This is a genomic window from Ochrobactrum sp. WV_118_8 (assembly GCF_039631535.1).
GTDB lineage: Bacteria > Pseudomonadota > Alphaproteobacteria > Rhizobiales > Rhizobiaceae > Brucella > Brucella anthropi.
The window spans coordinates 2,069,934-2,095,069 of sequence record NZ_JBDIUZ010000001.1; the positions used below are offsets into that span (position 1 = coordinate 2,069,934).

Sequence of the window (25,136 nt, forward strand, 5' to 3'; positions counted from 1 at the left end):
CTGAGATCAATGGTTGCGCGTTGTCAGCCCTTGCGGGCCGGATCTGTAATGGGTCAGTGTCCGGTCGGCATGAGACAGCCGCCACGACAAAGCCTTCTGGGCGTAGTCGCGAACGAGAGCCGCATAAGCGGGGTCTTCAGCCAGGTTGTTGAATTCGTGCGGGTCCGCCTTCAAATCGAAGAACAGCGGCGGCAGGGCCGCAAAATGCACGTACTTGTAGTTTTCGTCCTCGATCACACAGAGGCTGCAATCATCCTGGGAGAGCTGTACCGAGTTCTGCGGCTGATCGTAGAAGACGTCGCGGAAATCGAACTCGTAATGCAATTCTGTGCGCCAGTCGGCGGGTTTCCCCTCACCCAGAAACGGCAGCAGCGAACGCCCGTCGCAAGCGCGCGGCGTTTCCCCGCCGAGCCATTCGAGGATGGTTGGCATGACATCGATGCTTTCGGAAAACCCATCTTCGATCTGGCCAGCGTGCCGGTTCTCTCCCGCATCCTTTATAACCAAAGGAATACGGAAACTTTCGTCGTTGTAGCCGATCTTGCCGAGCAGATGATGATCGCCGAGCTGCTCGCCATGGTCGCTGGTGAAGATGATTAGTGTGTCGTCCCACTGACCAGTTTCATCAAGGTAAGCGAAGACCCGCCCCAGACAATCGTCGATTTCCGTAATCAGGCCGCAATAGGTGGCGCGCATCTGGCGAATCTCGCCTTCGTCCAGCGTTGCGCCGGAGCCTTCCGCCCCATGGAAAAACGAACCACGCCTGATATGATCGATATAGTGCTTCATAAGCGGGTGCTGTGCCGCTTCGGCGTCCGGACTTTCCGCGCGAACCGGCGCAGGCATATCTTCGGCCTTGTACATCGCATGATAAGGCGCGGAAGCGACGAATGGCGGGTGCGGGCGGTAGTAACCGAGATGCAGGAAGAAGGGCTTGCCGTCCCTGCCCTTCAGATATGTCAGCGCACGTTCGGTGAAGAATGTAGAATCCGAGAATTCCTTCGGGATACGCGACGGTTTGTCGGTAGCACCGGGAACGGAATGCTCACCTTCTGGCAGCCAGATATCTTCCCGGTTCTCCGGCAGTTCAAAACCGTTCTGCGCCACCCAGCCGAAATATCCGTCCATATTGGGTTCGAATGCGCCCACTGAGCGAAACCCGTCCATGATATCGCCAAGAACCGTGAAACGCGGATCTCTTGGGGACGTCGAACGCGGGTCAGGCGTCGTCGTCGTGTAACCAATGAGCGCGGGATCATAGCCGATGGCGCGGAGGGCTTTGCCGAGGTTCAAATGGCGCTGATCAAGCGGAACAGTGTTCTGCACTGCCCGATGGTTCATCAGGTAAAGGCCAGTAAGCAGGCTTGCCCTTGCTGGTCCACATGGCACACAGGTCGTGACGTGGTTGCGGAAGGTCAAGCCTTCCCGGCAAAGGCGATCAAGATTGGGAGTTTTGAGGAAGGGGTCGCGCCCCTCCGCCCGCATCAGGTGGGGGATAAAATCTGCTCGCCATTGATCAACGACGATAAGCAGGACATTTTTTCTGGTCATGTTGGCCTCGTTATTTCCGAGGCTTACTAGGACCCTTATATATCAAGGGCATGACCCTTGTGTAATGTTTTGGTGAAGCTCTGATTACAGAAACGCCGGCCAAAGGCCGGCGTTTCGCTCAGATCAGCGGAATAGTCGATCATTCCGCCTTGGCTTCGATATCGACCTTGTCGAGCAGCAAGGTCGGATCCTGCGATGCAGCTACCATTTCGAGAGCGCCAATGCCTTTTTCGGCTTTCGACTTGACAGTCAGCTCGAAAATATTCGGCTTAGCCAGGAACGTCGAAAACGCCGTCGCAACATCCTGCAACTGTGGCTGCTCCGCTGCCAGCTCTTGCAGAGCGGCTGCAGCCATCAGAGACATCGTGCCGCGTACTTCGTCTTCCGACATATCTTTTTCTTCGGCATAAATTTTGATCGCGTTGGCGATAATGCCCTTTTCCTCAACCTTCAGGTTTACCTGCTTGGCCTTGAGCCCGAGCAGAGCGACCTGCATCATCACCTTATCGCCAGAGAAGAATTCCTTCGTCAGGCCGCCCATCAAACCAGACATGGATACGGAACCCATATCCTTACCGCTGATCGAAATGTCCTTGATGATCAGATCCTGATTTGCCTCATCCCAGCTTGCTTCGAAGTTTGAAGACATGGTGAGACTATCATAACCAAGCTTCCGAAGCTGCTGGTAGAACTCGTCATCAGCCTGTGTCGGCACTTTGATCGACATGTCTTCGTAAGCGACGCGCACATCGGTCGGAATACCGTTGTAAGGCTTGTTGAGAGCGACTTCATAGCTCTTCATGGCAAACTGAATGCGTTCAGGCAGCGAAGGAACCGACGATTCTTCGGTTGCAGCCTGCTCTCCTTCATCCGCATTTTCCTCGCCTGCGTCCACATCTTCAGACTTTTCGTATGGCAGATCGGCGTCGATCCCCACTACCCGAAGCGTGCCGAATTCCGGAAGCATGGTCGTGAAAGGGAAGTTTTCAACTTCGTCCTCATTCAGCGCCGCAAACTTCTTCAAGGCTTCGACTGAAGTCGCCCAGGAGAAGCCCTTCAAGGAAGCTTCCTCCATCTTCATGTAGTCCTGACCTTCGGAGAAGGCCAAGCCTTTGATGGTCGCGTCCATCTTCTGATTGTCGAAAGCAACTGCGACGCGTTCGATACCGCCCTTGCCTTTCGATGCATCAGTTGGCTCGATCTTCATGCCGAGCATTTCGACATCGCCCTTACCGATCGTGTCGAACAGGGAACTCAACTGAAGAATAAGCTCGCGCGTCTCATCCTGTGAAAGTTCGTCCGCATTTTCGAGAGACTGGAGCTTCTCCAAGGTTTCGGTGAACGGTACGGCGGGCATACGAGCCGTGAAACCGTTGCTGCGAATCTCATCGTAGCTGAAGTTCGCATCCTTCGTCTTCATGACGATGTTCTTCGCCGAAAACGGGCCATAGACCGGCTTTGCTTCCTTATCGTCCGGGCCTGCCTTTTCGGTATAGAGGCGGGCGAGGAAGACACCATCAATGTCTTTGCCCTCTGCGGCACCCAAGGTGCCTGTCATCTTGTCCGTGACTTTTTCACCGTCTTCACCCGGCACTTGGATCGTGAAGTCGAAAATCGTGCCGCCCGCCGTATAACGAGCAACCTTACCGAGGTTGATATCTTCCAGCGCAACGTCTTTATAGACGATGTTCTGATCGTTATTCGCGACTGTCTGGACAACCTTGATTTCCTGCGCAGTTAGGCGCTTTGCCGAGAAACGACCAACGCGTTCCGGCAGCGTCAGACCGCTATTGCCGAAAGTATCCTTCAGCATGGCTGTATCGAAATTAGCGTCTTCGATTGCCACGCTTGGAATGGAAATCTTGTAGTTTCCGATCTCCGTATCAATGCCCGACGCATTCAACATGCCGGTCAGGAACAGAAACTTGGGGCGACCGTCAACCGAAGCGATACGGACGTTGGAGCCATCCTTCAACGGCAACGTCACGTCGCGCAGATGAATACGTCCGAGAAAGTCGGCTTCGACGGAAGATGCTTTGCCGCCACGCTTTTCAAGCTGCGACGTGATCGTCTTCTCAAGTGTGATCTTGTATCCGGTCAAACCGGCGGCAGCGATAGCGATTACCGCAACTGCCGCCCACAGCGCCTTGCGCCCACCCTTACGGGTTCCGTTCTTTGCCTGCTCCACGATGCTGGTCCTTTCAGCGCAAATTAAAACGGTGTCTGTGCAAGCCATTGCCAGAACGAATTCGCTGACGAAAGGGAGGTTTCGACATCGCGTAAATACGGCTGAAACAACTGCTTAAAACACACAGCCTGAATCGGTCAGGCAGACAGATGCTCTAACTACCTGAAATTGCAAGCGCAAGCAGGATCGTAAAAGTTCCTCACAATATTTTTGGGCTTTCTCAAGCAATACTCGAACAAGGCAACACAACAATCATTGGTAATTTCAACGAAATACCTTCCGCGCCATTTCAGCTATTGAGCCGGTTACTATCCCGTTCATTCAAACACACAGATACTATCAAACGCTCAAAGCGGCTGATCGGGATGCGGAGATGAACCGTAAGCGCCCCAAATGGATTGATCGAAATTCACGATGGCGCCAGTCATCAAGCCGGATTCTTCCGAAGCCAGAAATGCTATCGCGCGGGCAACTTCGACTGGTTCAATCAGCCTTCCGAAAGGCTGGCTCTTAGCCGCTTCATCCAGCCAGTTCTCCGGCGCATTGTGAAACTCGCGTTGGATACGGTCTTCGCCGTCTGATGCCATCCAGCCAATATTCAGGCTATTGATGCGAATACGATTGCGCAAAACCGAATAGGCTACGTTGCGGGTCAGTGTATCCAACGCCCCCTTGGAAGCGCAATAGGCTGCAATGAAAGGCTGGCCGCCCATGGACGACATCGAAGAAATATTGACAATCGTTCCCTCGACCTTGTCGCGCCGGAACAGCTCTATCGCTTCTTGAATGAGGAAGAATGGCGCTCGTGTATTCACCGCAAACAAACGGTCGAACAATTCCGGGCTCGTATCCAGAATAGTGCCCCGATCCGTCAAACCAGCAGCGTTTACGAGAACGTCAAGCCTTCCAAAAACACGGTCGGCTTCCGAAACGATCCTGCGGCAGTCTTCCACCTTCTCAAGATCAGCCTGCACGAAGACCGCTTTGGCTCCGAGATTTGCTAACTGATCGACTTGCGCTAGCCCTTTTTCAACCGAACGCCCGCATATAACGAGACCTTTGGCGCCTCTCTCTGCAAACAGTTTCGCAGTTGCTGCGCCAAGCCCTTGCGTGCTTCCGGTAATGACGGCAACTTTGCCATTGAATTGTCCGTTCATTCTACGCTCCGAAAATCCCGGTCAGACCCGACCGCCCAGTTCAGCAGTCAGGTCGGCGAGTTCCTGCCCACCTGCCATGAGGCTTTGCAATTCGTCCATGTCCACATCGTTCTTCGTTCGCGTTCCAAGCGTTATCCCGCGATTGAGAACTGTGAATTTGTCACCGACCGCATGAGCATGACGGACATTGTGCGTAATGAAGATCACACCCAGCCCGCGTGAGCGCACCAGATTGATGTATTTGAGAACCATCGCCGTTTGCCGGACCCCCAGCGCGGAGGTCGGTTCATCGAGGATCAGCACTTTCGCGCCGAAGTAGACGGCGCGGGCAATCGCCACACACTGCCGCTCACCGCCGGAAAGCGTTCCGACAGCCTGCTGCGGGTCACGGACATCGATCCCGATCTTGCGCATCTCCTCACGCGTAACTTCTTCCGCCTGCTGCGTATCGAACCAGCGTATTGGGCCGATGCCCTTGGTCGGTTCTCGTCCCAGAAAGAAATTCCGCATGACCGACATTAGCGGGATCATCGCAAGATCCTGATAAACTGTCGCAATCCCATGATCGAGCGCATCGCGCGGACTGTTGAAGGTGACGGGCTTTCCTTCGACCAGAAAGTCGCCGCTGGTCGGCTTGTGCACGCCAGAAAGCGTCTTGATCAGCGTTGATTTACCGGCACCATTGTCGCCAAGCAGGCAATGGACCTGCCCCGGCTCGACACTCAGCGAGACGCCGTTCAACGCTATGACGGGGCCGAAATGTTTAACGAGATTGCGAACTTCGATGATGGGTGTCGTCATGGCAAATCTCCCTCTCAGCGCTCGCCGGTCGCACGCTTGCGAATGAAATTGTTGAAGAGCACCGCGATCAGAAGCATTCCTCCCAGGAAGACCAAATACCAGTCCTGATCGATCTGGGTATAGGTCAGCCCGATCAGAACCATGCCGAAGATGATCGCGCCGAAGAACGCACCAATTGCAGAACCATAACCGCCGGTCAGCAGACAGCCGCCAATGACTGCAGCGATAATCGCCTCGAACTCCTTCTGGAAGCCACGGCGCGCATCGGTTGAACCGGCATCCAGAACGGTAAGAATAGCCACCAATGCCGCAGCCATTGCCGTGCACATGAATAGCGTTGTCTTGACGCGACGGACAGGAACACCGGAATTGCGTGCAGCCAGAGCATCACCGCCGGCCGCGAAAATCCAGTTGCCAAAGCGTGTGCGTACCAGCACATAGGTTGCAATAAGTGCGATGGCGATGAACCACAGAACCTCGACCGGCACGCCTTTTACCGAAGGCTCACCATTGGGAAATTTGTCAATCAGATCGTTTTCAGCCATCCAGGCGAAAAGTCCCTGAAAAGCATCGCCGGAAAACAGGCCTGCCAGATAACTGCCCGCTACAGCTTCCTTCACGCCACGCAGCTGCGTAGCGCCACCTGTTGCCCATTTCAGCCCGACCAGCGACAGACCACGCAAAATGAACAGGAATGCGAGCGTCACAATAAATGATGGCAATCCAGTACGGATAACAATCTGCGCATTCACCATCCCCACGAAAGCGGCGAACAGCAGCGTGACGATGATGGCGACACCGAGCGGCACCTGCCAGACGACCAGAGCAGCGGCAAAGATCAGGCCTGCAAAAGCTACCATCGAGCCGATAGACAGGTCGAATTCACCACCGATCATAAGAAGCGCTGCGGCGACTGCCAGAATGCCGAGCTGCGAAGCAGGAGCCATGAAGTTCATGATGCCGGCAGCAGTAAACATCGCCGGATTGGCAACTGAAACGAAAAAGACCGTAATTAGGATCAGGCCGGATACCGCTCCTAATTCCGGTCGGCTCAGGAGCCGTTGCATTGGGCTCGCCGACTGAAGCCGCTCATCCTTCGATAGCGCCGCTGTGTTGGCCTTTTCATGGGGAAGTGGCTCACTCATGATCTTCTCCTGATGCATTCTGGGCACAGAGACCCGTTCCCGCCCATTTTCATGGGCGGGTTCGATATCAGATAGTCGAAACAATGCTTACCGGATGCCCTTGGCCGAAAGTTCCACGACCTGCTTGGCCTTGTCCTTGGTGATCAGGTTCGGGCCCGATGGAACATTACCGCCCGGCATCAAACCGTACTTTGCATTAAGCGCGAGGAACGAGACCGGAAGGTAGCCTTGCAGGAACTGCTGCTGGTCGATGGCGAAGTCCGCCTGTCCCTTTTCAACAGCTTCCAGGAAGCCAGCCGACATGTCGAACGTCGCAACGTGGATTCCGCTGCGACCGCTTTCGGCAGCGGCTTTCACAGCCGGTTCTCCTGCAAGTGTCGCATTGAGCGTCAGGATTGTGTCGACGGCAGCATCAGATGCCAGAGCAGCGCGAACCTTGGCTTCGTTTTCAGCAGGATCGGTCGATGTCGGCAGAACCGTTACATCACCAAAGCCCTCCTTGAAGCCTGCGCAGCGCTGATCGAGCGAGACGTTACCCACTTCCTGGTTGACGCAAATGCCCTTCTTGCCGCCAGCATTCTTCAATGCTTCGCCTGCTACCTTACCGGCATCGAACTCATCCTGACCGACATGCAGCAGAGCGCCAAGCTTCTTCGAGGCATCGGAACCGGAATTCATGGAAATGACGGGAATACCGGCTGCTACAGCACGCTGGATCGATGGTCCAAGCGCATCCGCATCTGGAATGGAAACCACAATACCCTGCGGCTTCTGATTGATCGCCGCATCGATAAGCTGGGCCATCTGCACCATGTCAAAGGTTTCCGGTGCACGATAATCGACCTTTGCGCCCGTATCCTTTGCCGCTTCGGCGACGCCGTTCTTGACGACAGACCAGAACGGATCCGATGCCTGACCGTGACTGACGACAACGATATTAATATCGGCCGCGTGGGCTGCGAAAGACGCAGCCAGCAACGCCACCCCGGCCACTGCCGATTTCAATAGAGATTGCATGTTCACTCCTCCCTTGTCCGGCACTCCCCGCCGGTTTGCGTTAACGCTTTACCTTCCGCCTGCTGTATTCCGGCGCTCCTCCAAGCGTTTTACCCGTGAATACATGCAGATCGTGGATCTTTTCAATAGAATGAAACATTCATAACAAATTCTCGTAGAATTATAATTCCATTTCTGGTAGCTCATGTCAATCGCATAAGCTGCCGACGATATGCTTATTTCCCAAAGGAGTTGCGCAGCACCAAACGCTTCGACCATCGTTTCTGGAGGAATGACAATGGCTGATAGAGCTGAGGTTGTGGTGGCGGGCTTGATCGGGTCCGGCTTCATGGGCAAGACGCACGCCCTTGCGCTCGCTAACGTCAATCGCATTTTCGACCTACCTATCGATGTGCAGCTTCACACATTGGCCGATGTGAATTCTGAAACGGCGTCAAAAGCCGCAAAACAACTGGGATTTGCAAATGCCACTGGAGATTGGCGGGAATTGATCACCAACCCGGATATCAATCTCATCGACATCACGACGCCAAACCGGTTTCACAAGGAGATGGCGCTCGCCGCCATTGAAGCGGGCAAACACGTTTATTGCGAAAAGCCGCTTGCACCCACCGCTGCCGAGTGCCTCGAAATGACGCTCGCCGCAGAACGGCGAGGTGTTCAGACAGCCGTTGGGTTCAACTATCTGAAAAACCCTATGATAAAACTGGCCAAGGAAATCATCGACAGCGGAGAGCTAGGTGAAATTCGCAGTTTTCGCGGTATTCATGCCGAAGATTTCATGGCCGATGCCCGCATTCCGTGGACCTGGCGGCTCTATCCGGCAGGTGGGGGCGGAGCATTAGCCGATATCGGCAGTCACATCATTGCCGCCGCGCGCTATCTCGTTGGGCCGATAACAACGGTCATGGGAGACGCCGTCACCATCATCAATGAACGCCCAGATAGTTTGAACCTTTCGCAGATGAAACCCGTGGAAACAGACGATGTCTGCCGCGCTTTCGTGCGTTTTGAAAACGGGGCAACGGGCACAATCGAAGCGAGCTGGATCGCCAGCGGTCGCAAGATGCAGCACGACTTCGAAATTTCCGGATCGAAAGGCTCCCTCTTCTTTTCACAGGAACGCTTCAATGAGCTCGACCTGTTTCTCTTTTCCGACAAAAAAGGACAACAAGGCTTTCGCAAGATCTTTGCTGGCCCCGAACACGAACCCTATGGCGCATTTTGCGTAGCGGGCGGCCACCAGATCGGCTTCAACGATCTCAAGACGATCGAAGTTCGCGACTTCCTGTTGGCCATTGCGGGGCAGAAGACCAATCACGCCGACTTCCGCGAGGGTTACGAAGTCCAGAAGGCTGTAGAAACCATCTACGCCTCTTCCCGCGAGCATCGGTGGAAAAATGTCTAGTGGTCTGATTCCGACATTTGTATCCCTCGGATATGAGCGCTGAGCAAATGTCGGAATCAAAAAGACCACTAGTAACTTTATGAATCTAGTGGATTTTTCGAATTTGACGTTTGAAACGAAATTTATATCGGACGGGTATCAAACGTCAAATTCAATCCACTAGCCAATACGTGAGGTCGGATGGACGATGAACTCGCCATCCACCGTCATGATTTTCGCTCGAATACCATAGACGTCGTGCAGCAACTGTGGCGTGAGAACTTTCGTTGGCTCCCCATCTGCAACGATACGTCCCTTGTCGAGCAAAATAAGGCGCGTGCAATGCTGTGCCGCAAGGCTCAGCTCATGCAATGAGGCGACAACAGTCCTCCCCTCTTTTGCAAGTTCGGCAAAACTTTCCATCAATCCAAGCTGATGAGAAGGGTCGAGCCCAGCCACCGGCTCATCGGCGAGTATTACGGGCGTATCCTGCGCCAGAACGCGCGCAATCAGCGCGCGTGCCCGTTCTCCGCCGGAAAGCTCGATCGCCGACCGTTCCCGAAATCGGGTAACATCCATACGCTGCATTGCGGTCTCGATGAGCATTTTATCCTGTGCGCTCATGCTCGCAAAAACCGGCTTCAAGGCGGAGCGTCCCAAAGAAACAAGCATCTCCACGGATACCGGCCACGCGACATCACGCTCCTGCGGCAGATAAGCGAGGTTCTGTGCTTTTGTCGAAGCGCTCATGTGGCGCACATCGCCTGTGTCGAGCGAAATTTCCCCGCTGGACCTCACAAGTCCCAAAATGGCGCGCAACAATGTCGTCTTGCCAGCACCGTTAGGTCCGATCAGTCCGATGAATTCACCACCATGCATATCGAAACTTGCCTCGCTGAGTACTGCCTTCCCGCCAAGCGTAACGGAAAGATTCTTTATCGAAAGCGATGTCATACGAGTTGCCTCCGATACTTGAACACAAGCCAAAGAAAGAATGGTGCGCCAATGATTGCCGTCAGGACGCCCAGTTTCAGTTCACGTCCCGGCATGACGATGCGCACCAACACATCAGCAGCCAACAATAGGGCAGCCCCGCCGAAACCGCTGGCAACCAGCAATCGTGACGGACGTGCACCGACAAGCGGTCGCAGAAGATGAGGAACCACCAACCCCACAAAACCGATTGCACCGGCAACAGCGGTGGAAGCACCCACGCAGGCCGCTGTGCCCAGCACGGCAAAAAGCTGCACACGAGCCAGATTGACGCCCATCGTTGCCGCAGCATCAGCCCCCAGTGTCAGACTGTTGAGTGATCGCCCGAGTGCCAGAAGCATCGCCCAGCCAACAAGGATGAATGGTGCGGCGAGAGCCACATGCGTCATCGATCTGTCGGCCAGTGAACCGAGCATCCAGAAGACGATCTCCATTGCAGCAAAGGGGTTAGGTGACAGGTTGAGCGCCAGCGCCGTCAATGCACCGGCGAGACTGGTCACCGCGACACCGGCCAATATGACAGCAAGCGTACCAGCATTGCGCCCCGCCAGAAGCTTGACGAGAAACACCGACACAAAGGCACCTGCAAGCGCGAGGAGCGGCAAAGCCAGCGGGAACAGAAGCGAGAGACCGCTATAAATAGCAATAACAGCGCCGAATGACGCGGATGCGCTCACACCGAGCAGGCCGGGTTCCGCAAGCGGATTGCGCAGGTAACCCTGCAAGGCAGCGCCTGATAATCCAAGCGAAGCCCCGATAAGGAGCGCGAGCAGTGCCCGAGGCAAGCGAATTTCGCGCATGACCAGTACGATCATCTCGTTGTCATCGCCGAAAAGCGCCTTAAGACTATCGGTGATACTAATCGCGGCAGGCCCCGTCAGCAGTGAAACGATGAAAAGCAAAGCCACAAGCATGGCCAGTCCGACGAGCAGAAGATAGAAGCGGTTCCGTTCAGTCACGCGCCGCCTCCGCAAGTTCTGCCACAGCTTCGACGCTGAATGGCCCACCGCAAACCGTCAGATTATCCGCTATCGTCACCGCCCTCGCCTGTTTTTCAAGCGCTCGCAACGCCGGATGTTCGAAATTCTCGAAAGCCAGCGCAGGCGCACGATCTCTTGAACTGCGCACCAGAATATCCGGCTTCTCAAGAATCAGCTTTTCCAGCGGCAGCGGAGCTGAACCGCTGACGCCTGCCTTGTCGGCCAGATTATCAAGTCCGGCAAGACGCACAGCCTCATCGACCAGCGTTCCCCGGCCGGATGTGTAACTGTTGGCATAATAAAGCGCGACTGTCTTGCGACGGGTCGGCGGCTGGATTGCCGCCAGAGCAGTTTTCATTTTATCGATTTCCCGGCTGGCTTCCGTTTGTCTGCCGAGCACCTCGCCCATGCGACGCAGATGATCTTCTATATCGCCGAACGTGCGGGCGGGCGCGAACTCTTCCACACGGATACCCAGTCTGCGCAACAGCCCAACCGTTGCTCTCGACGAGAATGTGCCCGCCAGCACAAGATCTGGTTTCATCAGAAAGACTTCTTCTGCCTGCGCATGGTTGACCGGAAACTCCCGGGCTTTCGCAGCCATGACGGATAGTTCCGGGTCCTGCGACAAGTAAGAAACCGATCGCAACTGGCCCTCATTGGCCAGCAACAATGCCAGCTGATCGGTGCATACGTTGATGGAAACGACGTGATGGGGAATGTCCCCCGCGTTTGCTGAATTTCGAACGAATAGGGCCAGCCCCGCCGCGAGGCAGAAGCTGGTTATCCAATTTGCGGACGCCCTTTTCATTCTCTGTTCAGCCTCAGAAATTCCGGGTCAATCCGACATTGATGGTGCGCCCCGGCGCAATATAGCCAGAGCTGGTCTGATAGTCCTTGTCAAAGATATTCTCGACCGAGAACTTCAACTGCGATTGCTTGTCTATGGAATAGAGTGCCACGAAATCAGCAGTCACATAATCTCCGAGTTTCTTGCTATTTGCAGCATCTGCATAACGCGAACCGCCATAGATCAGCCTTGCGGTCAGATCGAGCTTTTCAATCGGCGTGAAATTGACCTCAGCCGCAGCCTTGAAACGTTCACGATAAGGAAGATCCTTATCCGTATCCTCATCAATTGGCTGCTTCAGGTCGATAGAACCCTTGACGCCCCAGCGATCATCAAAACGATGCGCCAATGTGGCTTCGAAACCCGTAACCTTCGCGCTGGCAACATTATAAGGCAGATAGGATGGTGCGGTGCTCATGATCGCATCGCGCAACCATGTCTGGTAGAAAGCCATATCAAGGCTTGTCGAAGCCGTAGCCTGCCAGTTCAAGCCGATTTCATATGATCGGGACTTTTCCGGCTGCAAATCAGGATTGGCGAAGCCTGGATAATAAAGCTCGTTGAAAGTCGGCGCCCGAAAACCCGTGGCATAGGATGACCGCAAAACAAGGTCCGGCAGAACTTCATAACTCGTACCGAGATTGTAGGTCACGACATCGCCGAACTGCCCATTATGGTCGTAACGCAGCCCGCCATCGAAGCGCAGCGCCTCATACTCCAGCGAATACTGACCAAATACAGCAGCCAGATCGCGGCTGGTTTCATCATAAGCAACGGTGGTGTTGATCTCCTCGCGATAGGCTTCCACACCGGCGGTCACGGTGTGGTTAACCGTGCCGGTGTCGAAACTCTTCTCGGTCGAGGCAAAAACGCCATAACGCTTGGTTTCAAACCGGTCCGAACCGCTCACGTCTTTTCGGAAGTTACGGCTGTTGTCGATACCGGTGCTGAATTCCAGCGTGGATGACCAATCCGCCGTATGATCAATGCGTGTTCCGATCTTGCCCGTAAATGCGGTACTATCGGCCTGGTTCGGTGACGGTGCCTTGGCATCATACTGATTGCGCCCTCGGCTGAGGAGACCGTCTGCATAGATTTTACCCCAGTCGAAATCCTTCGACAGGGCAAAGTTGAACGAGCCCTGCAAGAATCCATCGCGATCTGGTTCATGGCCATAGGCATCCGATGTGGTGAAGTCATATCCTTGCGTGCCGGTTATGGCCGCACCAAAGGCATAGTCGACACCGTCGTTGCTTCTTCCCTGTATGGTCCCGGAAGCATATCCACCCCATGGATGGCTGACACCGGTAGAAAGACTGCCGCACCACGAGCGCTCACCGCAGGCTCCGCCTTGCTTGGTGATGATATTGATCACCCCGCCCATGGCATCGGCACCGTATTGCGCAGAATGAGAGCCCTTGGCAATTTCAACACGGTCGATGGAACTCAGAGGAATGTTCGCAAGCGCAGTTGCTCCGGTTGTCGCCGACGCCGTGCGCGCACCATTGATGAGAACAACCGTCTGCTTGGAAGACATGCCACGCATGTAAATGTCCGACGACGAGCCCTGCCCGCCGTTCGTCTTTATGGAGATACCGCTATAGGACTTCAGCAACGATTGGAGATCGGGAGCAGCCGACCGTTCGATATCCGCTGAATCGATAACCGTTACAGATGAGGTCGAGCGCTGCAGCGAAGACGCGCGGCGCAATGGCGTAACCACGATTGTATCGAGGACGACACTGTCAGCACTATTCGGCAGACTTTGAGCAAGCGTCGTGGACGGCAGCGCAAGAACGCTGGCCGATACCAATAAAACAGATGATTTCAAAAGATGCATTTTTCCCTCAACCCGCCGAACCGAAGAACGATACCGGCTTTTCATCGCACCGCAGGTTGAAGTGATAGTGGCACTGAAGGCCCTTCTTCCTGACGGCAACATTTCAACAATGTCACCGCCACGGACAGCCGCGCCTGGACACACCCCGTATCCATGCATGGGTGACCGGATACGGCAGGTCTCCTGACTTCCGGGTCGTCGCTTTCCCTCCGCCTTCCCGAGTGCACCTAATGCTTTCAGTGGCTTTTACCGCTTGCACGGCTGTGGAGGATAGCTCTCCGGTTACAGTTGCGGGGGCAGTCGCGGCATCAACCAGGATGGCTTCACCGTGTTCCCTTTTCATCCGCCTGAACAGCGGAACCGTTTCCTGAGAATTGCGATAGCAACATGGTTAAGGATTCGCAACTCCGCTAAAGCACAATCCGGCACAGAAAACTGAATCACATTCGCAAGGAATGGATTCAGCCTCCTGATTTTAAAGAATTTTCCTATCGCAGGAACGCACGGAAACGCTGAAGCGCGAAGTAGAACAGCACAGAGCCAATGACGATCAGCGCCAGAAATTGCGGCCAGACGACACCGAGCCCTGCTCCGCGAAACAGGATCGATTGGGCCAATATGACGAAATGCGTATTCGGCGCTGCCAGCATGATTGTCTGGATGATTTCAGGCATGCTTTCGCGAGGTGTTGTCCCTCCCGAAAGCACCTGCAAAGGCAGAAGCACCAGCATGAGCAGCATTCCGAACTGCGGCATCGAACCAGCCGCAGTTGCCAGAAAGATGCCAAGGCTGGTCGTCGCAAAAAGCTGGAGCGCCGCGCCAACGAGAAACAGCGATACCGACCCATAGATAGGAACGGCAAGCAGCCCCTGCACCACGAAAACCAATGCAAATGCCGAGGCAACCAGCACGACCAGCCCCATGGACCAAATCTTGCTGACCATGATTTCAACCGGCGTCACGGGCATAACCAATAGATGTTCTATGGTTCCGTGTTCGCGTTCCCGAATGAGCGCCGCGCCCGTCAGGATGATCGATAACATCGTAACCGATGAAATCACATTGTTGATCGCGCCGAACCAGCCCTTGTTCAAATCCTGATTGAATCTCGCTCTGAGATTGAGTTCAACCGGCGTTTGTGCGCCACCGCGATAGCGATTTAGAAACTCGCCCACCTCACTCGACACAATCGACTGCACATAGCCGCCACCGGTAAAGGCCTGGCTCATTCGGGTTGCATCGACATTGAGCTGAATTGTCGGCGAACGACCCGCCAGAAGATCACGCTGGAAATTCGGCGGTATATTCAGAGCGAAAGTATCAAGCCCCTCATCCATCCGGGCATCCATTTCATAGGATGAAATCAGCTTCGGAGGCACGAAATATGGCGGATAAAATGCCGTCGTGATCCGGCTCGAAACCGGCGACTGATCTTCGTCGACAATCGCTATCGCCGCATTGTTGAGGTTTTCGGGCATTGCCTTCGATGCCGTATAGATCGCAAGCGTAAAGGCATAGACAATCAGGATCAGCAGCATCGGATCGCGAGCCAAACCACGCAGTTCCTTCACGCCAAGCTGGAATATGTTAGATACCCGCATCTTAGCTCGCCTGTTTCTTGAGAAGAACGATAGCGAGCGCCATGAGAACCGGCACCGCGATCAACAACGGCAAAAACGAACCTGCCAGATCGGCAAAACCCAGTGCCTTGGAAAAAACCCCGCGCGAAATGGTTACGAAATAAGTCGCGGGATAGATTTTACCGATGAACGCGCCTGCACCTTGCAGCGACGATACGGGGTCAATGATACCGGAATACTGCACAGCCGGAATGAGTGTCAGAAGTGCCGTTCCGAAGATCGCTGCAATCTGGCTGTTCATGAAGGTGGACAGCACCAGCCCCATGCCGGTCGCAATTGTGACATAGAGCAGCGCCGCCAGCGCATAAGTCGGAAAACTCCCTGTGAACGGCACCCGGAAAATAAACACCGCAAAGGCTGTCAGCATCAGGAAATTCAAAAATGCCAGCCCGATATAGGGCAACTGCTTGCCGAACAAAAACTCGAATTTCGTCACCGGCGTCACGTAAAAATTGATGATCGACCCCAGTTCCTTTTCCCGAACCACGCTCAACACTGCCAGCATCGAAGGGATCATGAGAAGCAGTAGCGGAATCACTGCCGGCACCATAGCTACGAGGCTTTGTACGTCTGGGTTATAACGATAGCGTATCTCCAGATTGAAACTGCCAACATTTGCCGCGTTGCCATAAAGCTCGCGGGCTTTTTGCGTCAGCCAGTTGGCGTGCATGCCTTGAACATAGCCTTTGATCGTCTCGGCACGAGTGGGCATCGCGCCGTCAATCCAGGCAGCAACTTCCACCGGGCGGCCGCGCATGACATTTGCGCCGAAATTTGGTGGTATCTCGATAGCCAGACTGATCTCGCCATCGCGCATTCGTCGGTCCAGATCGTCATAATCGGTTATGGGAACCTGTTCAGAAAAATATCGCGAGCCTGCAATCTGCTGCGTGTAATCGCGGCTGATCGTCGTATCGTCACGATCAAGCACGGCAAACTTCAAATCCTCGACATCCAGGTTAATACCGTAACCAATAACGAACATCAGGATAACGCTACCTAGAATAGCCAGCGTTGCGCGGATCGGATCACGCTTCAGTTCCAAAGCCTCACGTCGTGTGTACGCCAGCATTCGCCGCAGGTCCGGCCACCAGCCTGGAGCCTTCTTTGGATGTGCTTCACCTGCCTCTCCCATTTGATCTGAAATAGCTACCGGCAATGGCGCTGACTGTTCTGTCTCGCCAATAGCGTCCTGCAGATATGCGACGAAGGCTTCTTCCAGAGTTTCAGCATTGCGACTCTTGGTAATCGCCTTCGGCGTATCGCTGATCAGCACCTTGCCCGCATGCATCAGCGAAATCCGGTCGCAAAGCTCCGCTTCGTTCATGAAATGGGTAGAGACGAAAATCGTCACATTGTCCTTTCGCGACAGATCAGCGAGGATTTGCCAGAAAGCATCACGAGCGACCGGGTCCACACCCGATGTCGGCTCATCGAGAATGAGAATATCAGGTGAATGGATCAAAGCCACAGCCAGTGACAGGCGCTGGCGGATACCGAGCGGCAAGGCATCGGGTAAGGAATCCATGACCTCAATGAGATCAAAGCGTTCGGTCAATTCCTTGATACGGCGTTCGGTCAGATCCGGCGCCATATCGAACAATTTGGCGTGGAGTTCCAAATTCTGACGAACAGTCAACTCCGAATAAAGCGAAAACGCTTGCGACATATATCCGACATGGCGGCGTATATCGATATCCTTGGGATCGACCTCTCGCCCGAACAGTCGCGCCGTTCCGTCGCTGGCAGGCAACAGCCCGGTCAGAACCTTCATGGTCGTGGTCTTGCCGCAACCGTTGGAACCCAGAAAACCGAAGATTTCACCGCGCGGAATTCGAAAACTTACATTATTCACCGCAGTGAAGCTGCCAAAACGAACGGTGACGTGTTCTGCCTCAATCGCGATTTCAGCATCCGCACCGAAGTCGCGGTGCGGAATTTCGATGTCCTGATGGCCTTTCCGCAATTCCTCCGGCAGGAGCGCAATGAAGGCCGCATCGAGATTTGGAGTGTTGGTGCGCTGCAGCAATTCCTGCGGTGTACCTGTCGCCAGAATCTGTCCATCATTCATCGCGACCAGCCAGTCGAAACGCTCGGCTTCTTCCATATAGGCGGTCGCGACAATGACGCTCATTCCGGGACGATCCTTGCGGATATCGTCAATCAGTTCCCAGAACTGGCGCCGGGATAGAGGGTCGACACCGGTCGTCGGCTCATCGAGTATGAGTAGATCGGGATCATGGATGAGCGAACAGCAGAGGCTGGTCTTCTGCTTCATGCCGCCCGATAGTTTGCCAGCCGGACGATCCGCGAAAGCCGACATACCCGTGCGCGCCAGAAGATCGGCGATACGACGCTCACGCTCTTTTCGATTATGCCCGAACAGCCGTCCGAAAAAGTCGATATTCTCGAACACCGAAAGCGTGGGATAGAGGTTCTTCCCAAGCCCCTGCGGCATATAGGCGATACGGGGATAGGCAGACTGAAGATGACGCTTGTCCGAAATATCACCGCCGAGAACCTCAATGCGTCCCTGTTGCATCGTTCGCGCTCCGGCGACCAACGATAACAGGCTTGATTTCCCGACCCCATCAGGTCCGATCAGACCGACCATGCAGCCGACGGGAATATCAACGTTGACGTTGCGCAGAGCACGCGTCTTCCCATAGGACAGCCCTACGCCTTGCGCCCGGACGACAAAGCTGTCGTCATTGGCGCCAGCTTTGACAGTAGAACCATTCATTTCACGGTTTCCGCGAGATTCTTCGGCCATTCGGCATTGGGGTCAAGCTTGACATAGGCCATGCCCGGCAATCCGGTTTTCACCTGTTGGATATATTTTTGAAGCAGTTCTTGCGGGATTTTAGCCTTCACGCGGAACATCAGCTTCTGGCGCTCTTCCTCCGTTTCTACGGTCTTCGGCGTAAATTGGGCCACATCGGCCACAAAGCTGATCTTTGCAGGAATGACATATTGCGGCGCGGCGTCGAGAACAATCCGGGCGTCGGCCCCCATGGCCACCCGCCCGGCTTGCCCCGTCGGCAGGAAGAAAGTCATGTAAACGTCGCTGACATCTACAAGATTGAGCACCCTCCCACCTGCGGAAAGCACTTCACCCGGTTGGGCAACGCGGTATTGAACACGTCCTGGCTTGGGCGCTCTCAAAGTGGCGTCGTTGATATCTGCCTCAATGCTTGCGATTGCAGCCTTGGCTGCCTCGACCGACGCCTCGGCATCCACCACCTGCGCCTTGGCGGCACCAATAGCTGCTTCCGTGGCCGCAAGTTGCGCCTTGGCTGCACCGACAGCAGCTTCTGCACCCTGCGCAGTTGCACGGTCATCGTCCAGGACTTGCTGGGAAACCGTGCGCGATTGCGTCAATTGCTGGGAGCGGGCCAGACGGCGCTGGGCGGCATCCAGTTGCGCTTCGCGCTGTGCCACGGTCGCCTCTGCAGCCGTGTGTTCGGCTTCGCGCTGCGTGACAAGACTGCGCGCTGTCTCGATACCGATCTCTGCCCGGCGCAATTGCGCCTCAGCTTGCTTGCGCTGGCTTTCCAGCTGATCCGTATCCATACGTGCAAGAATATCATTTACCTGAACGAAATCCCCTTCATCTGCGAGGATTTCGCGAATGCGTCCCGGGCTCTTCGTCGAAATATCGATTTCAACCGCCTCGATGCGTCCATTGCCCTTGGCGATACCGTCCGGCAACCCATCGCCATTCAGCGTTTTCCAAGCATAGTACCCGCCTGCGGCAAGGACGATAATCGCTCCAGCCAATATCCATTGCTTACGGTTGAAAGCCATAATGAAACACCCTCATTGCCATCGTCGTCACAACGCCGTCTTCAAACGAAGCACCGGCAAGCAGTCGCCGCCTGCAAGGGTTTTGATTGTCCCCACCGCCCCGCCTCCGGCATCTGCCAGAACCTTCTCGGGAATGATATGGAACTACCTTTTCATTTAGCAACCGGTGAATTGGGGGAAGCGATCCAGAATCGCAAACTCCCGGTTAGACCTACTCTAATCGGAGTAAAGGTTGCCCGCCTTGATTAGGATCAAGAACTGCTAGAGCGTTTCCCTTTCAAGTTGGATCATATCCGCACGAGTTGAAGTAATTCTGAGCCTCTTGCGGTTCGATGAGTTCAACCATCTGACCGATGCGATCCCAAAGCCCATTGACTGTTCTCTCGGCAGCCTTTCGTAAAAGCGCCTTCAGCTTGGAGAAGGCCTTTTCGATCGGGTTGAAGTCTGGACTGTAAGGTGGAAGGAACATCATTGTCGCGCCGACCGCCTCGATCAATTCTCTTGCTGCCGGTCGTTTGTGGCTGGACAGATTATCGAGGATGACAATATCACCTGGTTTCAATGTTGGAACCAACACCTGAGCGACATACGCCTCGAACCAATCACCGTTGATGGGGCCGTCGATGACAAGTGGCGCGACCATTCCCGTATTGCGCAGCCCCGCAACCAACGTGGTCGTTTTGCGATGGCCGTGAGGAAAACCCATTCGCAACCGCTCACCCTTGCGGCACCGCCCATGACTACGGGCCATATTGGTCGCTGTCCAGGTCTCATCGATGAACACGAGCCGCTCTGGATCGAGATCAAGTTGCTCCTCGAACCAGCATTGCCGCTTTTCCAGAACGTCTGGACGGCTTTGCTCTACAGCATGGCCAGTCTTTTTTTACGCGTTTGTTCGTGCCGGACAAGAAAGCGGTGCAGTGCCGACTTGCTGATTATGATGCCTTGGGCGGCCAAATCACTGCGAAGTTCGAAGAGAGTACCGTCCCTGTGTTCGGCGAGCCAGATCATGATCTGATCAGCATGAGCTTCTGTCTTGTGAGAATTGCGGTCGCCGCCCAGTGGACCGGGTCGAACATTTCCCTGCTGGAGTTGAAGGTTACGCCAACGGCTAACGCTGGCTGCGCTTACACCGAAACGCTCAGCAGCCTCTCGATGCGATGCACCGCCATCAACGGCAGCAACTACACGTATTCGAAGATCAATGGAAAGGGCTCGCGACATATCTGCCGACCTCCATCGGCAGATAGCTTGAATCAGAAAGTAACTGATTTGCAAAGCCTGCTGATTCAATCAGGCAGGGAAACGCTCTAAAATATAGAACAATGTTGCTAGAGACGCGGGTGCTGATTTTATGAAACAGAGGGGAGTAACGCCGACAGCACCCGCTGGCTGTCGATAGACGACGTTACAGAAAGATCGCGCTCATGCGCTCGACAGATTGATTTAGCCGGGGTGCCATTCGAGTAGGGCCTCGGCACCCCGGGTCACCGACTCTGGTGGAAACCGGCAACGATTGTTGGTTAGCACCCGCTCAAACGAAGCTCTTTGATTTCAATCAAACAAACAACAATTCCGCACATCGTCGTCGTTTTTTGCCGTTAGTTTTTCCGGGGCCTGCACTTGCCCCACGTCTTTTTCAGATAGTTCGACACACCTTTCAGCTTCGGGTCGGAGAGGAAACCCTGACGAAAGAGAATGCTCCCTTTCACCTCCGGCAAAGATTCATTGAATTCTAGCTGGCGCTTGATTTCAGTCACGCCCTCGCCCGCCTGCCAACTGGGTTCAAGTGTGGTTCCAGAACCGGCCCGATAGAGTGCCAAACCAATATAAAGATCGGTCTTCGTGCCGCGAACGGTATCGGCCCACCATTTCGCAATCGTCCCGTAAGACACATCCTTGCGGCCAAAGGACCAGTAAATCTGCGGCGCGATATAGTCGATCATGCCTTCTTTCACCCAACGCCGGGTGTCGGCAAAATCTCCGTCATAGTTCGTTTTCCCGGCGCGGGTTGCAGAACCGCGGGGATCGTCCGCAGCGTTGCGCCAAACGCCACTCGGGCTGATGCCGAAACGGACATTTGGTTTGATGGCTTTTATCTTGTCCGAAATCTCCCGCACCAATGTATGGGTATTGTAACGTCGCCATTCGTATTTGCTCGAAAAGCGTGTGCCAAACCGTGCATATGATTTGTCGTCGTCGAGTTTCGACGATGCGGTTTCGTAGTAGAAATAATCATCGAACTGAATCCCATCGACATCGTATTTCTGGACGACCTCTGCCGTCACATTCGTCACCCATTCACGGACAGCCGGAATGCCAGGATCAAGGACGTAACGGTCGGCTGAAACACCGACCCAGCCGGGATGGGACTTGAAAACACTGACTGGCGACTCGTTTGACGAATTCCGCAATTCCTTGCGGGTAGACGGCTTCGTATCCATCGAAACACGGTAGGGATTAAGCCATGCATGCAGTTCTATGCCGCGCTTATGCGCTTCCTGAATTGCAAATTTCAGCGGATCAAAGCCGGGATCTTTACCGAGAGTTCCAGTCAGATAGGACGACCACGGCAAATAGGATGACGGATAAAATGCATCGGCAGTCGGCGAAACCTGAAAGATGACAGCATTGATACCATGCTCAGATGCTTCATCGAAAAGTCTGAGCAGCTCTTCTTTCTGACGCTTTATGCGTTCGGCATCGTCCTCGATACGGGACGAACTGCGTGACGGCCAATCGAGATTGAGAACTGTCGCTATCCAGCTGGCATGAAATGCATCGCAGTCGAGGGGCATGAAATCGTTCCGTCTAAACAACTCGTCAGGCAAGGGTTTGAAATGGTTCTTTAACGCATCAGAGCGCCGTGGGTCCATTTGGACGCACAAAGGTCGCTCTAATTTACTGAAATTACGCATCGTGCTTTCCAAAAAATCGATCCCGATTTTTGGCCCGATGCTGTAGCTTAAAGATAGAAAAGCAACAGCGAGGGCAGCATGTACAAGAATATTCTCGTAACCACCGATGGGTCAGAATTTGCAGAGCGCGGGCTCGTCCACGCATTTAAACTGGCACGAACAGTCGGCGCGAAGGCGACGGTGCTGACTGTCACCGCTCCCTATTCCGTTTCGGGGCTTCCTGGCGGCTGGACTGATAGCCCTGCCTTCATCGAGCGCTTCGAACAAGAATGGAACGAGTATGCCGATAAATCCCTCGCTCGTGCGCGCGAACTGGCGGCTGAAACGGAAGTCGAAGTTCATACGCTGCATGTGGTTGCGCCACATCCGGCGACATCAATCATCGAAACTTCTAAAGAACTGCGCAACGATCTTATCGTCATGGCTTCCCATGGTCGTCGCGGACTGAAAGGTATGCTTCTTGGCAGTCAAACCTACGAGGTCCTGACGCGCAGCAACACACCGGTTCTAGTGGTAAAATAAAGCCACATCGAAAGGGCCCGAAATTATCGGACCTTCTTCCTTTTCAGCCAGTCTGGTGACCCGTCGCGCTTTCGATATCGATACGGAAGAAGATCGGTTCAAGTTTGCGTTCGTGTCCGTCCTTCGCGACCGTCTTTATGTATGCCGGTTCCCACCAGGTCGGTTCCGAAGCCATAAGCGCGACGATCGCATTTTTTTCGTCATCACCATCGATTTCCCGATAATGACCGTTCAGCACAACGGTGCGCCAGTTTGTCCGGGATTCGATATGATCGAAAAGAATACAAACTGCATCATTCTTGCGCAGGGCCTCGGTCTTCTGCCCATCGGTGGTAAAAGAATAGAGCGAGCCGCCGCTGAACCGGAAACTAAGCGGTACGATAAACGGGCGATTTTCGAGAACATAAGCCAGCCGCCCGAGATGGGTGTGCTGTATCATGTCCCGGATATCGTATTCCGACATTTCCCTGATCATCATGGCACGCCTCCGTTGTTTGTTTATCTGCCAACAAACTAACATAGGGCGGGCCTACAGCTTTGACTGCAATCAAAACACAAGCAGAGCTAATTTATCAGACGAACAAACGCCCTTCCGCGATCTTGACCGCCGTGCCTCCAATCCTCGCTCCTGTGAGCTGCTGCTTGGCAACGTCCAGTTCGAGACGGATCCGCGAAGGTCGCCCCATCTCCATTCCCTGCTCGATCCACCACTGCGAACTGCCGTCAACAGGTTTGTCGTTCTTCTGGATCATGCCTGCAAAGGCGGCTGCAGCCGAGCCCGTAGCCGGATCTTCATAGACATTCGCCCCCGTTACAAACATGCGCGCATGGAAATTGCTGTCGAACAAAATCGTTTCGCGGCAATAGACGTAAATCGGCAAAGGTCGGCCATCGACGTGTGGGAGGCTTTCGTTCACATAGACCGGGTCAATGGACACTTTTGCTGCGGCAATCAGATTGTGAACCGGCACGAGCAGATAAGGTGTACCCGCGCTCCAGACGCCAGGCACATGGTTCTCAAATCCGATCTCATGTGTACCGAGACCGATCGCAGCAGCGGCCTCCTCTTTCTCGACCTTGACATCAACTCGCTCTGGCAGGCGGGGCAAATCGAACTCGGCGAAGGCGCTATTCTCTCCCAATATCACACCGCAGCGAACAATACCGACCTTCTCTTCCAGAGCCACGAGCCTGTCGGTCTCATCACCCGTTTTACGACGGCGAGCCAGCGACACGGCAGCCCCTACTGTCGGGTGCCCGGCAAAGGGAAGCTCATAATCAGGCGTGAAGATACGCACCGCCGCTTCATGTGCGGGATTGTTCGGGGGAAAAATGAAAACCGTTTCGGAAAGATTGAACTCGCGTGCGATGGCCTGCATACGCGCATCGGTCAAACCTTCGCTATCATGGACGACAGCCAGCGGATTTCCAGCCAGAGCCTTGTCGGCGAAAACGTCGAAAACCTCATAGAATCTGCCGGAAACGGCGGCGTCATTCATCCCTTATTCTCCCCTCGACCTACACACAAAACCGACTGCGAGGTCGGTTTCACTCCATTGTCTCATGCTTCGCATTGTCTGCGAGCATAGCCAATTTCGCGCCGCTGTCATCTGCAAGTCTGGCCAAGCTTTAGAGATTGTTGAAATGCCAGTCGGCAAATGCTCGCACATAGGACGGTGTTGCGTCTCCCATCGTTTGAGCTGCCTTCACTGGTATGATCTCTGATAGTTCCGGTTCTTCCTCCGCAGAAAGATATCGTTCAATCCGTGATACCAGATCGGTTGACGGTGCATCGAAATAATAACGGCGGAAAAGCGCGATGCTACGGTTTCCTGTCACAAGATTGATCTGTCGCTCCGCACGTGCGTCAAGAAGATCAAGACCCGTTTCCTCGCGAACCTCCCGTTGCCGATTGGCGTCATAATCGACAGCTCCATCGACAATGTCATTATCATCCACTGAGCCTGCCGGAAAATAGACCCTTCCCGCCCCGGCATTTTGTGTGCTCATACGCCCGGCGATCAAATGTCCTTCGCTCGAGACAATCACACCGACACCGAAAATGTGCCACGGACGTTCCTGCGATACGTCATGCCGCCAGTGCATCAGCGTTGCAAAACTGGTGCGCTTGAAGCCGGCCTGAAACATGCCGCCAATCAGTTCTGCGTGTGGTGCCAGATAGAATTCGCCATCGAACAAAGTGGGGTTGGCTGCCCGCTCACGTGTCCAGTTCGAAGCAATCGCTTCGTGGTTATCCACGGTATATGATAAAGGACCGGGCAGTACCCGGACATCGGCACTGTCAATAATGTGGACAGTATTTTCCCGAACCTGCTTCAT

At 54.4% G+C, this 25,136-nt stretch carries 20 protein-coding genes and 1 riboswitch; of the genes, 2 read left to right on the forward strand and 18 right to left on the reverse strand.

The genetic code is table 11. The annotated features are described in order from the left end of the window. Nucleotides 1-6: 6 nt before the first annotated feature. The 6 genes from pehA to ABDF71_RS10120 form a co-directional block, all read right to left on the reverse strand. Nucleotides 7-1,551, reverse strand: coding sequence for a phosphoric/sulfuric ester hydrolase PehA (gene pehA / locus ABDF71_RS10095; protein ID WP_029928959.1), 1,545 nt, complete (start codon nt 1,549-1,551; stop codon nt 7-9). Nucleotides 1,552-1,690: 139 nt separating this feature from the next. Next, entirely contained in the window at nt 1,691-3,739 is a 2,049-nt protein-coding gene (locus ABDF71_RS10100; RefSeq protein ID WP_500061547.1) for an aq_1923 C-terminal domain, read from the reverse strand. Nucleotides 3,740-4,086: 347 nt separating this feature from the next. After that, nucleotides 4,087-4,896 (reverse strand): SDR family oxidoreductase, encoded by an 810-nt coding sequence (locus tag ABDF71_RS10105; RefSeq protein ID WP_151662980.1) that lies wholly within the window; start codon nt 4,894-4,896, stop codon nt 4,087-4,089. A gap of 21 nt (nt 4,897-4,917) precedes the next feature. After that, a complete protein-coding gene (locus ABDF71_RS10110) occupies nt 4,918-5,697 on the reverse strand; it encodes an ATP-binding cassette domain-containing protein (protein WP_010659800.1) in 780 nt (259 codons plus the stop codon). Nucleotides 5,698-5,711: 14 nt separating this feature from the next. Then, entirely contained in the window at nt 5,712-6,842 is a 1,131-nt protein-coding gene (locus ABDF71_RS10115) for an ABC transporter permease (RefSeq protein ID WP_010659799.1), read from the reverse strand. 87 nt (nt 6,843-6,929) lie between these two features. Further along, nucleotides 6,930-7,859 carry a sugar ABC transporter substrate-binding protein gene (locus ABDF71_RS10120; RefSeq protein ID WP_012091817.1) on the reverse strand — a complete coding sequence of 310 codons (930 nt, stop codon included), beginning with the start codon at nt 7,857-7,859 and terminating at the stop codon, nt 6,930-6,932. Nucleotides 7,860-8,136: 277 nt separating this feature from the next. Between ABDF71_RS10120 and ABDF71_RS10125 the strand changes: the two genes are divergently transcribed. Then, a complete protein-coding gene (locus ABDF71_RS10125; RefSeq protein ID WP_151662979.1) occupies nt 8,137-9,267 on the forward strand; it encodes a Gfo/Idh/MocA family protein in 1,131 nt (376 codons plus the stop codon). A 159-nt stretch (nt 9,268-9,426) separates the two neighbouring features. Here ABDF71_RS10125 and ABDF71_RS10130 read toward each other — a convergent pair whose 3' ends face one another. The 9 genes from ABDF71_RS10130 to ABDF71_RS10170 all read right to left on the reverse strand — a co-directional run bounded on the left by ABDF71_RS10130 (nt 9,427) and on the right by ABDF71_RS10170 (nt 22,154). Beyond that, a complete protein-coding gene (locus tag ABDF71_RS10130; protein ID WP_151662978.1) occupies nt 9,427-10,200 on the reverse strand; it encodes an ABC transporter ATP-binding protein in 774 nt (257 codons plus the stop codon). Continuing rightward, nucleotides 10,197-11,198 carry a FecCD family ABC transporter permease gene (locus tag ABDF71_RS10135; RefSeq protein WP_500061548.1) on the reverse strand — a complete coding sequence of 334 codons (1,002 nt, stop codon included), beginning with the start codon at nt 11,196-11,198 and terminating at the stop codon, nt 10,197-10,199. The genes ABDF71_RS10130 and ABDF71_RS10135 overlap by 4 nt, the downstream gene beginning before the upstream one ends. Next, a complete protein-coding gene (locus ABDF71_RS10140) occupies nt 11,191-12,030 on the reverse strand; it encodes an ABC transporter substrate-binding protein (RefSeq protein ID WP_151615724.1) in 840 nt (279 codons plus the stop codon). Before ABDF71_RS10140 ends, ABDF71_RS10135 begins: the two co-directional genes overlap by 8 nt. Before the next feature lie 13 nt (nt 12,031-12,043). After that, entirely contained in the window at nt 12,044-13,909 is a 1,866-nt protein-coding gene (locus ABDF71_RS10145) for a TonB-dependent receptor domain-containing protein (RefSeq protein ID WP_500061549.1), read from the reverse strand. A 156-nt stretch (nt 13,910-14,065) separates the two neighbouring features. Then, a riboswitch (cobalamin riboswitch) is annotated at nt 14,066-14,289 on the reverse strand. Between the two features lie 108 nt (nt 14,290-14,397). Continuing rightward, nucleotides 14,398-15,510, reverse strand: coding sequence for an ABC transporter permease (locus ABDF71_RS10150; protein WP_259030009.1), 1,113 nt, complete (start codon nt 15,508-15,510; stop codon nt 14,398-14,400). Nucleotide 15,511: 1 nt separating this feature from the next. Continuing rightward, complete coding sequence (gene rbbA / locus ABDF71_RS10155) at nt 15,512-18,292, reverse strand: ribosome-associated ATPase/putative transporter RbbA (RefSeq protein ID WP_500061550.1); 2,781 nt, start codon at nt 18,290-18,292, stop codon at nt 15,512-15,514. Continuing rightward, nucleotides 18,289-19,356 carry an HlyD family secretion protein gene (locus tag ABDF71_RS10160; protein WP_029928981.1) on the reverse strand — a complete coding sequence of 356 codons (1,068 nt, stop codon included), beginning with the start codon at nt 19,354-19,356 and terminating at the stop codon, nt 18,289-18,291. Before ABDF71_RS10160 ends, rbbA begins: the two co-directional genes overlap by 4 nt. Nucleotides 19,357-19,633: 277 nt before the next feature. Then, a protein-coding gene (locus tag ABDF71_RS10165) for an IS630 family transposase (protein WP_011982578.1) occupies nt 19,634-20,580 on the reverse strand; the annotation gives its coding sequence in 2 pieces (ribosomal slippage) (nt 19,634-20,241 and nt 20,241-20,580; 948 coding nt in all). Nucleotides 20,581-20,957: 377 nt separating this feature from the next. Then, nucleotides 20,958-22,154, reverse strand: coding sequence for a glycoside hydrolase family 10-like protein (locus ABDF71_RS10170; RefSeq protein WP_010659789.1), 1,197 nt, complete (start codon nt 22,152-22,154; stop codon nt 20,958-20,960). A gap of 198 nt (nt 22,155-22,352) precedes the next feature. Here ABDF71_RS10170 and ABDF71_RS10175 point away from each other — a divergent pair, with 198 nt between their 5' ends. Further along, the gene (locus tag ABDF71_RS10175; protein ID WP_010659788.1) at nt 22,353-22,796 is read left to right on the forward strand and encodes a universal stress protein; all 444 of its coding nucleotides are present in this window, start codon (nt 22,353-22,355) and stop codon (nt 22,794-22,796) included. A gap of 43 nt (nt 22,797-22,839) precedes the next feature. Here ABDF71_RS10175 and ABDF71_RS10180 read toward each other — a convergent pair whose 3' ends face one another. From ABDF71_RS10180 to ABDF71_RS10190, 3 genes are all read right to left on the reverse strand, one after another. Continuing rightward, complete coding sequence (locus ABDF71_RS10180; protein WP_010659787.1) at nt 22,840-23,274, reverse strand: pyridoxamine 5'-phosphate oxidase family protein; 435 nt, start codon at nt 23,272-23,274, stop codon at nt 22,840-22,842. 94 nt (nt 23,275-23,368) lie between these two features. Continuing rightward, a complete protein-coding gene (locus tag ABDF71_RS10185; protein ID WP_010659786.1) occupies nt 23,369-24,295 on the reverse strand; it encodes a PhzF family phenazine biosynthesis protein in 927 nt (308 codons plus the stop codon). Nucleotides 24,296-24,425: 130 nt separating this feature from the next. After that, nucleotides 24,426-25,136, reverse strand: a complete 711-nt coding sequence (locus ABDF71_RS10190) for an NUDIX hydrolase (protein ID WP_010659785.1) — start codon at nt 25,134-25,136, stop codon at nt 24,426-24,428.